9 protein-coding genes are annotated in these 12,769 nt (G+C 42.6%); 6 read left to right on the forward strand and 3 right to left on the reverse strand.

Annotated features, from left to right (window positions below; genetic code table 11):
- Positions 1 to 32 precede the first annotated feature (32 nt).
- The 3 genes from HCJ66_RS03135 (at position 33) to HCJ66_RS03145 (ending at position 2,535) form a co-directional block, all read left to right on the forward strand.
- A complete protein-coding gene (locus tag HCJ66_RS03135; protein ID WP_187131846.1) occupies positions 33 to 1,397 on the forward strand; it encodes an aminotransferase class I/II-fold pyridoxal phosphate-dependent enzyme in 1,365 nt (454 codons plus the stop codon).
- 69 nt (positions 1,398 to 1,466) lie between these two features.
- A complete protein-coding gene (gene tmk / locus HCJ66_RS03140) occupies positions 1,467 to 2,093 on the forward strand; it encodes a dTMP kinase (protein ID WP_187131847.1) in 627 nt (208 codons plus the stop codon).
- A 112-nt stretch (positions 2,094 to 2,205) separates the two neighbouring features.
- Entirely contained in the window at positions 2,206 to 2,535 is a 330-nt protein-coding gene (locus tag HCJ66_RS03145) for a cyclic-di-AMP receptor (RefSeq protein ID WP_185388721.1), read from the forward strand.
- Positions 2,536 to 2,561: 26 nt separating this feature from the next.
- On the opposite strand, the gene HCJ66_RS03150 is transcribed toward HCJ66_RS03145, so the two are convergent.
- Positions 2,562 to 4,181 (reverse strand): PucR family transcriptional regulator, encoded by a 1,620-nt coding sequence (locus HCJ66_RS03150; RefSeq protein ID WP_187131848.1) that lies wholly within the window; start codon positions 4,179 to 4,181, stop codon positions 2,562 to 2,564.
- Positions 4,182 to 4,493: 312 nt separating this feature from the next.
- On the opposite strand from HCJ66_RS03150, the gene HCJ66_RS03155 reads away from it, so the two are divergent.
- The 3 genes from HCJ66_RS03155 (at position 4,494) to HCJ66_RS03165 (ending at position 11,948) form a co-directional block, all read left to right on the forward strand.
- The gene (locus HCJ66_RS03155) at positions 4,494 to 5,705 is read left to right on the forward strand and encodes a pyridoxal-phosphate-dependent aminotransferase family protein (protein WP_187131849.1); all 1,212 of its coding nucleotides are present in this window, start codon (positions 4,494 to 4,496) and stop codon (positions 5,703 to 5,705) included.
- Between the two features lie 287 nt (positions 5,706 to 5,992).
- On the forward strand, positions 5,993 to 8,107 hold the full coding sequence (locus tag HCJ66_RS03160; protein WP_187131850.1) for a leucine-rich repeat domain-containing protein: 2,115 nt from the start codon (positions 5,993 to 5,995) through the stop codon (positions 8,105 to 8,107).
- A 100-nt stretch (positions 8,108 to 8,207) separates the two neighbouring features.
- A complete protein-coding gene (locus HCJ66_RS03165; protein ID WP_187131851.1) occupies positions 8,208 to 11,948 on the forward strand; it encodes a right-handed parallel beta-helix repeat-containing protein in 3,741 nt (1,246 codons plus the stop codon).
- Between the two features lie 73 nt (positions 11,949 to 12,021).
- On the opposite strand, the gene HCJ66_RS03170 is transcribed toward HCJ66_RS03165, so the two are convergent.
- Positions 12,022 to 12,402 carry a DUF1700 domain-containing protein gene (locus HCJ66_RS03170; RefSeq protein ID WP_187131852.1) on the reverse strand — a complete coding sequence of 127 codons (381 nt, stop codon included), beginning with the start codon at positions 12,400 to 12,402 and terminating at the stop codon, positions 12,022 to 12,024.
- The gene (locus HCJ66_RS03175) at positions 12,395 to 12,724 is read right to left on the reverse strand and encodes a PadR family transcriptional regulator (RefSeq protein ID WP_036060655.1); all 330 of its coding nucleotides are present in this window, start codon (positions 12,722 to 12,724) and stop codon (positions 12,395 to 12,397) included. Before HCJ66_RS03175 ends, HCJ66_RS03170 begins: the two co-directional genes overlap by 8 nt.
- Positions 12,725 to 12,769 lie beyond the last annotated feature (45 nt).

The following is a 12,769-nucleotide window of genomic DNA, read 5'->3' on the forward strand; positions in this document are numbered from 1 at the left end:
ACAATAGATGAGATAAGATTGGAGGGTTCTAGATGCAAAACAAGATGCCGATTGTGGAGGCTTTAAGAAATCACGAGGGGGCAACATCCCTACACGTGCCAGGACATAAAAATGGGCTATTATTTCCCGGGAAATATCGCGAAGTTTTGCGTCATGATCTCACGGAAGTTTCGGGATTGGACGACCTGCATCACCCAGAAGGCGCGATACGTGAGGCGCAGCAACTACTTGCCGAATGCTACAATACAGATCGCAGTTACATGCTGGTGAACGGATCAACCGTCGGGAATTTGGCGATGATTCTGGGGACTTGTAAGCGTGGGGATACGGTGATAGTGTCGCGTAATTGCCATAAATCAGTGATGCATGCGTTAGATTTGGCGGGCGTTCATGCCATTTATTTGACGACACGAAAGGAACCGCAGACAGGGACGGCGAAAGGTGTTGAAGCTTCACTATTACGTGAAGCCTTACAGACGGGAACGATTCGCGCCGTCATATTCACCTATCCAAGCTACTACGGTTTCGGATTTGATCTAGCGAGCTGTATCGCGACCTGCCGAGAATTTGGCGCACTCGTACTTGTTGACGAAGCGCACGGTGCTCATTTTCAAGCAGATGCATCATTATTTCCAGTCTCAGCCATAGAACTCGGCGCGGATGTTGTCGTCCAGTCCGCCCATAAAACCCTGCCAGCTCTGACGATGGGATCTTATTTACATATACCAAAATGGCGCGAAGAATTAGCCGAGATTCCGAGATATCTACAAATGTTGCAATCGAGCAGCCCGTCCTATTTAATCATGGCATCACTTGATTACGCGCGTCATTATGTGGCAAACTACAATGAACAGGACATAAAAGCATTCCTAAAAATGCGCGCAGATTGGATAGTGTGGCTTCGGCAAAATAACCTTACTGTCATCACACCTGACGATCCACTAAAGCTCAGCGTTCGTAAAGATGGCTTATCAGGTTTCGACCTCCAAACAATATTCGAGCAAGCAGGCTACTATCCAGAACTCGCGGACGCTAATAATGTGTTACTTACATTACCTCTAATCAAAGAAGGCATGGAATTCCAGGTCCCTACTGTTTCATTAAACTGGGATACCCTGGAATTTGGTAAACAATCTGAGCCTGACGCAATGACAATCCCGGCAATCACAAAAATACTAGCCACCGATACAACTCGTCCAACCTACTTTGAAACACTCGAAGACACAATCGGCAAAACCGCCGCAGAAATGGTCATCCCATACCCACCAGGAATTCCAGTCATTTTGGTTGGTGAGAAAATAACAACGGCACACATCGAGGTACTTTTATCAGTTCAAAAACATCACTACCAAGGCGGCGAAAAACTTCACCAAAACCAAATGAAAATTTTCATATAAATATAAGCGTTTTGCGTCGGTTCATGGTATGCTTAGAACTAAGAAAACGAATAAGGATGGTAACAAAAAATGAACGGTATTTTTATCACGTTAGAAGGTCCGGATGGATCAGGAAAAACAACGGTCGGCGCGCGTTTAGCAGAGCGTTTAGAAGAAGCAGGAATTCAATTTGTAAAAACGAGAGAACCAGGTGGGAGCAAAATTTCCGATGTCGTGCGTGAGATTTTCCTGAACGATCTCGATAGCAGAATGGACGCAAAAACTGAAGCCTTATTGATTGCAGGGGCGAGACGCCAACATGTCGTGGAACTCATTCGCCCAGCGCTCGCTGACGGAAAACTAGTTTTGTGCGACCGCTTTATTGACAGTTCACTTGCTTACCAAGGCGTTGGACGCGATATCGGGATCGACGAAGTTTTGAAAATCAATCAATTTGCCGTTGAAACAACGATGCCAGATGTGACGTATTATTTAGACGTTCCAGCAGATGTTGGCTTGGCAAGAATCGCTGCCAATAAAGGCCGCGAAGTCAACCGCCTCGACATGGAAGATGTGACATTCCACAACAAAGTACAAACAGGCTACGAGACCGTACGCGACATGTTCCCAGAACGGATTGAGATCATTGATGCCACAAGAACCATCGAAGAAATTGTCACAGATATTTTCGAACGAATCCGAGCAAGACTAGGCTAACATCACTTGTTACATATCGAGATGAGCCCCGCCCGCCACGAGGTTTTATTAGTAAAGCTTTCGCCAAATTTCTGATATAATAAAGAAAAACAGTGTAAGGGGATGGAAAATGATGAAACTTATTTTTGCGATTGTTCAAGATCAGGACAGCAACCGCCTATCCGACGCGTTAACGGATGCCAATTTCCGTGCCACGAAATTAGCATCAACAGGTGGCTTTCTAAAAGCAGGAAACACGACTTTTATTATTGGTGTGGAAGACAAGCAAGTCGAAACCGCGCTTGAAATTATTAAAAACAACTGCAAGGCCCGCGAACAAATCATGAGCCCGGCAGCATCACTTGGCGTAACGGTAGACACGTATGTGCCGTACCCGATTGAAGTCCAAGTTGGCGGTGCGACGGTGTTTGTAATGCCAGTTGATCAGTTTCAACAGTTCTAAAAAAAGGTTGAGCTAGAAATCCTAGCTCAACCTTTTTTGTCCGACAACAACAACGCCAACCGCAACTTCAGCGAAAAATCCGCATGCGTAATCGGATGATCGAGCAACGCCGCACATTTCGCAATCCTGTACTTCACCGTATTCCGATGAATATACAACTGTTTCGCCGTCTCCGTAATCTCGCACTGACAACTCAAATACACCTGCAACGTTCGCCGCAACTCCTGATGCATCTCATTTTGCGGGTAGGCCAGGGTCTTCAGCGTGAACAAACAAAAATGCTGAATCTGCTCTACCGGAATAAACTGCATCAACTCCATAATTCCCTTAGACTCATAAAAATGCACAAACGAGTGATAGTGGTCCTTCTCACTTTGCCGATACGTATCCACAGCCTCCATGTAAGAATAATGAATCGAAGCCGTCTCATACACCTCGTTACCCGCCGCAAACGAAATCGAAATCGGGAACAACCGATCAAGCGCCGTCTGAATCGCAGTCAACCGCTCCTTCAATTCCGCCTCATGCTGCTGCAACAAAATAATAAACTTATCCTCCGTCGGGTGCGGAAATATCAACGCGTTCTCAAAATTCCGATGCAATTCCCGCTCCAACCACTCATACGTCAGCGAATAAATCTCTTCTTGCAACGTCAAATTCTTCAGCGCCATTGAACTCTCATCAATTCCCGCGACCAAACATCGATAATAATCCGACGGCAACAAACCATAACCCTTCCCATAATCCAGCAAATTCCGCGTATACTCCGCGTCATCCTCGCCCTTTTGCAACAACTTCGTGAAAAATTTCCCACGCAACGTCCGGTTACCTTCCGCCAATTTCTGATTCTTATAAATCGTAAACGAAATAATCGTGTTCGCCTGCTCAATCGCGAGTTGCGAGAACGGATACGGAATCTGATCCGCCTTCAAAATCACCAGAAAATACGGATAGTACGTCGTCACTTTCACCGGGAAAACCGAAATCAACAACGTATCATCTTCCAGCAAAAACGTCATTTCACTCGAAAGCTCCGGCGTCTTTTTCAGCTTCTCATGAATATCATCTAGTGTCGTCGCGTAACTCGGCTGTTTAAAATGCTGCGTACTCGCCACAACCTCCAAAAACGGATTAATCAACACCACCGGCCGCTTCAAAATACCACCTAAATTCTGAATCAGCGACTGCAGCGATGCGCCCTTAATCATCATTTTCGAAAACTTCTGCTGAATATCAATCGCATAATGAAACTTCTCCGTTTGATGATCCCAAATATAAGACAACAACTGGTGCGAAATCGTGCCCAGCGTCACCGTAAGCGGAATCCGCAAAATTGGAAACTCCAAGCGGTTCGCCGTCTCAATCACCATCGGATCCAATTTATCAATAAAACGCCCCAACTTAATCCCGAGCCCTGCAGCCGGCAAACGATGCAAATCTTCAATCAATTTACAAAGCGCTTCCGGATCATTCTGAAAAGCCATCGCAGTCGTGAGCAAAAATGTATTTTTAGGCAGATAAGCAACAATATCGGGCGTCTCCGAAATCTCAATCGTATCGACCATATTCTCTAAATCGGCCTTGGCGTTTATCACTTCAATATTAGAAAATCTTGGCGTTAGTAGCAGTTCGGACATCGTTGTCATTGTAAAAAACCCCTTCCATTGGCTGGACGAACAAGCATCGGACCACACCAAAGTTTAGTCCTCTCAATTGTACTATAGAAGTGCTCCATTTGTCGTTAGAAAATATTGTCTACTATGAACAAAGAGGGAGATCCTTTTTGTGCTGGTTGGCTAATGTTTCCCGTTTAGAATTATCTTAAAATAAAAGCAGAAGCATAGCTATTGTGGCGGTCGGTCAATGGAGAGTGTATGATGAATTCCCAAGTAAAGTTGTGAATAAATGTACATAAACGGTCAACCGCTCTTTTTTTAATAACGAAGGAGGAACATAATATGGTAAAAGAACTACAAGCATCAATTCGGACAATCATGACTCCCGGACCAGTAGAGGCCGAACCACGCGTATTAAGAGCAATGAGCACACCAATTCTAGGGCAATATGATCCAGAATTCTTCGCGATGATGAACGACGTAACCAACCTTTTAAAAATGCCATTTCAAACAGAAAATGAATGGGCGCTAGCCGTTGATGGCACAGCTCGCGCGGGACTTGAAGCAGCAGTTTGCGGGATTATCGAACCAGGCGACAAAGTACTCGTACCATCATTTGGCCGTTTTGGCTTTTTAATGGCGGAGCTCGCGCAACGTGCAGGCGCGCAAGTCAAGATCGTCGAGCAAGAGTGGGGCACAATTTTTGACCCGAAAACAGTTATCGACGAAATTAAAGCGTACAACCCAAAAATGCTGATCATGGTTCATGGCGAAACATCCACGGGCCAAATGCAAGACTTGAAAGAGATCGGGTTATTCTGTAAGGAAAACGACGTCCTATTCATGGTTGATGCGGTCGCAACATTCACCGGTGCAGACTTCCAAACCGACGCGTGGGGAGTAGACATCGCCGTTGCTGGCACGCAGAAATGCCTAAGCGTCCCAACCGGAATGGCGCCAATAACCTATAACGCAAAAGTCGAGAAAATCCTCGCATCCCGTTACCAAGTCGAACTAGGCCTAACAAAAGACGTCCGAAACGACCGCTTCATTTCGAGTAACTACTTAGACCTCAGCCAAATTCAGCAGTACTGGGGACCAAAACATATCAACCACCACACAGAAATGACATCGATGATTTATGCGCTACGTGAGGGCTTAAGAATCGTGCACGAAGAAGGCTTAGAAAACCGTTTTGCCCGTCACCGCAAGCACGAAAAAGCGATGATGACAGGCTTGAACGCAATGGGCTTAACACTATTCGGCGATATGTCTAGTAAAATGCCAACCGTAACGTGTGTGAATATTCCAGAAGGCCTTGATGGAGAAGCCGTGCGTGCAACATTACTGCACCATTACGGCGTCGAAATCGCGAGTTCATTCGGTTCTCTTGCCGGCAAGATTTGGCGCATCGGAAACATGGGCTTTAGCAGCCGCAAAGAGAACGTCCTGCATACACTGAACGCGCTAGAAGCCTCGATCACATTCCACGGTGGTAAAATCGCAAAAGGCGAAGCAGCACAAGCCGCGTTGAAATTTTATAGCGAGAATTAAATACAATGAAGAATCCCTACTTGCGAGAGTGGGGATTTTTATTATGTAGTCATAAATCTTTAATCTAAGCGCTAACTTACAGCCTAAATCGTACATTCTTTAGACATATTTGAATTGACCGTATAATACCGTTTAACTCAATAGGATAGGTAAATAAAATCACATTGCCAATAAAAAAGGGTTTTACAGCTTTTATATCCATTATCAGCCATTTCTGCTATTGTATAGTGAATTTCACTCTAATATAATTGGAAATAGATAGAAAAGTAGCATAGAGGAGTGAAGGTATGAGAAAAAACTACAAATGGCTGAAAATCACAATGTGCAGTTTAACACTGGCATTGGTAGTAGCACCGCTTTCTGTTTTTGGAGAAGACAAGGAAGCGCTAACAGGAGAAGCGCCAGAAACATCCGAATCTAAAAAAGTAAACGCAGAGAAGTTACCAACCCCCGACCCATCCGAAAAAAAATCTTTTAGAGAGTGGTTTTCTGATGGACGAATTGCTTACGCGGCTGCACAAGCACTAGATTCCTATACGACATGGGATGTGAGTTATGAGGAGTTGACGACGATAGAAAGCTTGCGTATTTTGGGAGCAAGTGATTTAGATTTTGGAGGCATCGAGAATTTACCTAACTTGGATGCAATTAATTTCAGTGGAAGTAAAGAGCTACCAGATCTTAGTCCTTTACAGAAGCTACCCGAGTTAAGTAGGCTAGATTTGGGTGATTGCGGATTGACATCACTCGATTTTCTGAAATATTTTCCGAAACTAGGATATCTTAATATCGAAAACAACACTATCGAAGACTTAACTTTATTAAAAGAGGTACCAGATTTGAAAGTATTATATTTTCAAAATATCACAGCCACTGATTTTTCCCCAATAGGCAATTTGACGAAGTTGTTCTGGCTATCAGGTGACAAAAACCAAGTGACGACGCTTGATTTTCTGGAAGGATTACCACAGTTAGAGTTCGTCTCATTAAATCAAAATAAGATTGAAGATTTGACCCCGCTGAAAGGGCATGTGAAATTGGATTACCTTCTGTTGGAGGATAATCAGATACAGGACGTGACGCCTTTGAGTGACTTGCCGAAGTTACGAAATTTGAATCTACGGAATAATCAGATAACAGATATGATGCCATTAAAATTCATAACATCTTTGAACGAACTGGGGTTAGCAGGAAATCAGATTGAAACTATAGGGTCGTTAGCAAGTTTAACTAATTTAAACTATTTATCTGTCGCGAGAAATAAAATAACCGATGCTAGTTTCGTCAATGTATTGCCAGATAATGTGGAAATATGGGTGCAGAATAATGAGATTACAAATATAAGTAATGTAGCACGATTTGAAGAACGGCAGAATCTGAATATACAAAGTCAATATATAACAATCCCTATGCAGTACTCGAACCAAGAGGGGATGCTGAAAGTTCATAATCCAATTATAGATGACAGGAACATGAGTGTAACCAATATCAAACCATGGTCTCACCCTAATGTTCCAAGTTATTATGATGCCATGAAGAATCAAGTGGTTTTTAATGCGTTAACGGGAGCAGAGAAAGTCGATTTCTCTTTTGTTGATAGCACGGAGCGCTTTTCAGGAACGGTATTTGTATCTTATACCTTTGTTTTGAATCAGACAGTTACTTTTGATTCCGATGAGGCATCATCACAAACACCAACTCAGAGTATATTTCCGGGAGAAAGTGTAGTAGAACCAACGAATCCGACAAAATTAGGGTATGATTTTTTAGGTTGGTTTGTGGGGGAAGGCGTGTCTTCACGATTATGGAATTTCGAACAAGATACGATGCCAAATGAATCACTAATTTTGCATTCAAACTGGAAGAAATCTGTTTATACAGTAACCTATGAAGGAAATGGAGCAGATGCGACGAGTAAATTACCTGAAGTAACCCCTTTCAGTATAGATAATTCACCCGTTTTGATTGCGCATGGAGAGGACATGCAACGAAAAGGATATACATTTATAGCTTGGAATACGGCGGCGGATGGTTCGGGAATCAGCTATTTGTCAGGAGAAAGTTATGATACTCTAAAGAATTTGGTGTTATATGCGACATGGGAGAAGGAAATACCAAGCATTATTGTGCCCCCAGTGAAGCCAATAAATCCAATAAAACCTCCATTTCCAGGACGTCCTGTGACTCCTATTGTACCGATTACAGTGAAACCAATAGAGGAGGATTCGGAAAAACCTAGTACGCCTAGTACAACAGCAGGTCCCGACATATCCAAATCATCAGGAAGCACGACAGTTAAATTACCATTTACAGGTGATAGTAGAAATTTATTTATGTGGTATTCAGGAGTATTCAGTGTCTTAGGTGCTACGGTATATCTAGTACGAAGAAAGAAAAATTAGGTGAGTTCAGCACAGTCGCTATGACGACTGTGCTCTCAAATAAAGTAGGAAGAAGAAATGAATGAGCAAAAAATAAGAGAATGAGATGGAGGAAGAAGAAATGGCAATTAAAGAAATGATTGAACTGATTAATCGTGACAACTACGTGGAAGGATATGCTACCGATAATCAACAATTATGGAATACGCGCATACAAGCGTTGGAAGCAACAGGAGAGGATATTCTTATCGAGGTATTACCAGGAACCTACTTTGTTAAAGGATCACTTCGCCTCATTTCTAAAGCAACGATTCAAACGACAATGGACTCTAAGCTTAACCCAACTAAAGAAAAAGCAATATTTGTTTTTGGCTTAGGTACAGATGGAGAAGCTGGATTTAGTAATTTACCAACGTCGGAAAATCCGAACTATCTCCATGATGTATGCATTCAAGATGTTAGATTTGAATTCATGATAACAGCAGGAAATGAAGGTATCAGTTTGACCCTCGACTACACTAAACTCAATTTCCTAGCATCCCCATCACTACTAACCATCACTGGCCCATACGTAGGAAATTACACGCCATACAAAGGAATGCGAAACATCACTATTCGTAACGTAGAAGTGGATGGAAAAAACGTTGGGAAAAACGGCTTTAATTTTGGTGGAATTGAAAATTTACGTGTGATAGATTGTGATATAAAAAACATAGGTTATTTAAGCGGTATTTCGCTGGAATTTTGCTATGATGTTATTCTGGAGGGTAATCAGACTACCAATACAGGACGTGCAGGCATCCAAATATACCGAGGTAACGAAAAAGTGAGTGTTATAAACAATAAAGTGACCGATTGGATGCAACGATACGGCGTCTATCACTATTATTCTGTCAATGATCCTAAAAATAGCACGGAGATGTTCGACGGTGGCATCGATAGTTATGGACCAAATAATACAGAACTAGTTATTACAGGGAATCACGTTACGGCGGGCTGGGATGAGGTTGAACGTGTGAACAATATTATACCAAAAGAAAACCCGTGCAATCCCTTAATAATCGCATTAAATGGTGATTTGCAGGTTAATCCGAGAGACAATAAAGAGAAGATAAGACCCTTGCCTACAACCCCTCACACCCTGTATCTACCCTACCGACTCAGCGGTGCCAGCAATGTTCGACTACAAGGAAATACAGCGAAAGTTCGAAGTGTGCATATTTTTGGCTTCCTTTTCGCCGCACAGCGTGAAGTATCCAAGAATCCAACTGAGAAGGCTATTGGAGAAGTATCCGATGTAGTCGTGACAGAAAATACGCTTGAATTGGAAGGAGAAATCCGCTTGCCATTGCGGACTATCACAGTGAAAAAGCGCAACAATGTAGAGCGTAATGATGATGGAAGAAGTGTGACGCACACGCGAGGGATTGGTTTAGAAATTTTGGATAATGATTTCCATATGAAAGGGATTATAAACGGAAGTGGGCAAACAGGTGTGGTAAGCTCATTCACAACGAAACCGCGTTTTATGACAATTCGATTAGGCGAAGAAAATGGGCGTACTGTTATGTCAGAAGAAGTCGTTTTGCATAATAATCGGATCTATCATCAGCCGTTGGAAGGTTATTACCCAGAGAAATGGGCGCAACCGGATTTGTTGCTTGTGGCGAGCCCTGAAAATATAGGAGATACAGTCATTAAACATGTGGCGGTCAACAATAATAGATTAACTACGCATAAAAAAGAAACCGCTTTCGAAACTGTTTTGAATGAACGAATTGAGGTGCTGCATAAATCATTATTTGTAGAAAAAGTTGTTTACGATGATGTAACACCAAGTCAAGATTATCAAAGTCAGTGTTTTCTACCCATTTGTACAGTCGAGTTACATAAGGGAAATGTGAAAATCGATGAAGCTAGCGTCAATAGTCAAGGCACCTTTCTTTTCTCAAATATCGCTACTAAACTGGTGGAGAGAACAGCAACATATTCTTTCATTGGGAAGGATATTCGTGGAAATCAAGTGGAACAAGTGGCAATTACGTTCCTTTCAGACGTATCTATCACAACGGACACGGATTATACAATTCATGATACGCAGATTACCGGAACATACGGTGCTGAGATCTACGCCATCAAGCTACAAACAGCTGGCATGACAAAAAATGCAACGCTGGATGGAACTGGTCGTTATGCAATCTCTGTGGAAGATATGATGATTAGCCCAGGCGATATTCTGGAACTGATTGCGATAGACCGCCAAGGTGTGGAACGATATCGATTACCCGTACGCGTATTAGAGGCATCGCTCGATTATACGTTGACAGGAAGCGATTATACATTAGGAACGGACCAGATTACGGGCACGTTTGGGCGAGACATCCGAGTGGTTTCTGCGGTGATTAGAGATATCGAGGTACCCGTCACAATTACAGGGATTAATACCTTCCAAATCACGGGACTTGCCGCCAAAAATATTCGCTGGGAAGATACGTTTATTCTTCGTGGAAAAGGTGTGGACGATGAAATATGTCAGGAGATAGAGATCCAATATCTAGATTATGGTATGACTGTCGTTCCATATGTGATTTCCTATCCCGAACGCGCTTTAACAGGCACGCACGGTCATTCTATTGCAGGGGTATCATTATGGATAGACGGAAAAGAAATGCTTGATATACCGTTGGAGGGGAATGGTAACTACACGTTAAAAGATATAACACTACTTCTGAATAGTGTATCTAAAGAGGTAGAAATCGTCGGGAGAAATGAGTGGGGGCAAGAGGCAAGTCGCATTCCAGTTGTTATGAGTACCCTCTTCCAAGTGACAGCTCAGGACTATACGATTGGAGAAACCGCTACGTTCGCTGGGACGTATAGTGATAGCGTGTTCAAAGTTCGTTTATGGGTGAATGGTGAGGTTGTCGAGCAAGCAGCGACAGATGGAAATGGAAATTATACCTTTGCAAAAGCATCGACTTATATTAAAACGGTGAATGATGTTGTGGAAATTGTTGGTGTAAACAAGGTTTATCAGGAACGAGTGCGGCTGTTAGTACGTGTGAATGCGCCGAAAGATTACAGTTTAACAACTACCTCTTTTGTAATTAATCAAAGTAAGATATTAACAGGAAATTTTGGTAAAGATATTCAAGGGGTACGTCTATGTGTGAATGGTGTGAACAAGACCAGTGCGACGCTTAGTACTGATGGAAGTTATCGTTTTGAGAATGCTGCGCAACATATAACGAACGCAACACTGAAAGTCGAAGTACAGGGCGTGGATGGCGCGTTTGTCGAGCAAAAACGAATCCCTGTCGCGGTGACGGTATGGAAGGATTATGATTTGAAAGTAGAGGCCTATCCTGTAGATTATCCGCAATTGATGGGCACGTACGGTAAAGATATCGTAACAGTTCAATTGTTGGTCAACGGTGTGAATAAAGGACAGGCAACGAACATAGCAAACCAGGTCGGAAAATATAGTTTTATGGAGATGCGAAAATATGGTATTGCAACAGCGAGTAAAGTGGAAGTGAGAGGATTAGACGCAACGAAAAAAGTACAAGTTATAACCCCGGTTGTCGTCAAACCAGCATTACAAGCGACATTAACCGCGCCAGCAAATTATAAATTAGGGACGAAAGAAATTGCAGGGGCGTGTGGGAAAGATATAGCTTATGTGCGTTTTTCAGTGAATGCTGTGGTCAAACAACAAGCGACGATTGATCGCGTAACGAATAAATATAAAGTGACCTATGCGAACAATTTCATTTCTGCGACGACTAATAAAGTGGAGATTATTGGTCTGGATAAGGCGTATGTGGAGATGCGTCGCGTATCAATACCTGTTATTAAATAAGCGCATAGCAATGTTATAATACCAAATAAAAATAGCAACTTGGATTTTTCAACATGAATCCAAGTTGCTATTTTTAATCCAATGCATCCAAAAGCAGCATCAATATAATAAAACACATACCTGCAATCAGCACGATTTTAAACGGAGAAATCTGCTTGTTGGCGGGTTTATCTGTTTTCGTTTTCACCTGAACTTGAGGCGGCTCTGGTTGTGGCATCGATTTTTGAATAATGGGTTGTTGTACGCGCTTAGGAACCGCAACAGCTTCCTGCACATATTGATCGATGATATCAGTAGGGTCTCCTAGCAAAGCAATGGCATCAGCTTCCGAAATCCCGTTCTCTAAACTTACCGCGATGTGTTCGTCCAAATCTTTGATAATACTGGCACGCTCGTCTTCAGGGAGAGAACGCAGACCATGATGCAATGTTTCAAAAAAATCGGTTCTATTCATTTGGTTTGATCTCCTTTCGTAAAGCTGCGATACTTGCCGTGAATTCATCCCATTCTTGTAATGTCTCTTTCAAAAAAATCCGACCTTGATGCGTGATATGATAGTATTTCCGTTGTGGCCCAGTTGGTGATTCTACTGTATATGTCGCGCAATAACCATCTTTCACAAGTCGTCGCAAAAGTGGATACAACGTACTTTCCGTGATAGGTATATGTTTTTTTATTTGTTGTGTTAAATCATAGCCATAAAAATCATCCGTCTGCAAAATGTAAAGCACACACATGTCTAGCGCACCTTTTCGAAACTGCGTCGTTACGCTCATATTCGGCCTCCAATAAATCATAATTTAGCTACTACAAGTATAACA

The organism is Paenilisteria portnoyi, assembly GCF_014322795.1.
In the GTDB taxonomy this organism is placed as follows: Bacteria; Bacillota; Bacilli; order Lactobacillales; family Listeriaceae; genus Listeria_A; species Listeria_A portnoyi.

Coding starts and splice junctions, on each gene's coding strand:
- HCJ66_RS03135 (WP_187131846.1), top strand. CDS start 33: ATGCAAAACAAGATGCCGATTGTGGAGGCTTTAAGAAATCACGAGGGG.
- tmk (WP_187131847.1), top strand. CDS start 1,467: ATGAACGGTATTTTTATCACGTTAGAAGGTCCGGATGGATCAGGAAAA.
- HCJ66_RS03145 (WP_185388721.1), top strand. CDS start 2,206: ATGAAACTTATTTTTGCGATTGTTCAAGATCAGGACAGCAACCGCCTA.
- HCJ66_RS03150 (WP_187131848.1), bottom strand. CDS start 4,181: ATGACAACGATGTCCGAACTGCTACTAACGCCAAGATTTTCTAATATT.
- HCJ66_RS03155 (WP_187131849.1), top strand. CDS start 4,494: ATGGTAAAAGAACTACAAGCATCAATTCGGACAATCATGACTCCCGGA.
- HCJ66_RS03160 (WP_187131850.1), top strand. CDS start 5,993: ATGAGAAAAAACTACAAATGGCTGAAAATCACAATGTGCAGTTTAACA.
- HCJ66_RS03165 (WP_187131851.1), top strand. CDS start 8,208: ATGGCAATTAAAGAAATGATTGAACTGATTAATCGTGACAACTACGTG.
- HCJ66_RS03170 (WP_187131852.1), bottom strand. CDS start 12,402: ATGAATAGAACCGATTTTTTTGAAACATTGCATCATGGTCTGCGTTCT.
- HCJ66_RS03175 (WP_036060655.1), bottom strand. CDS start 12,724: ATGAGCGTAACGACGCAGTTTCGAAAAGGTGCGCTAGACATGTGTGTG.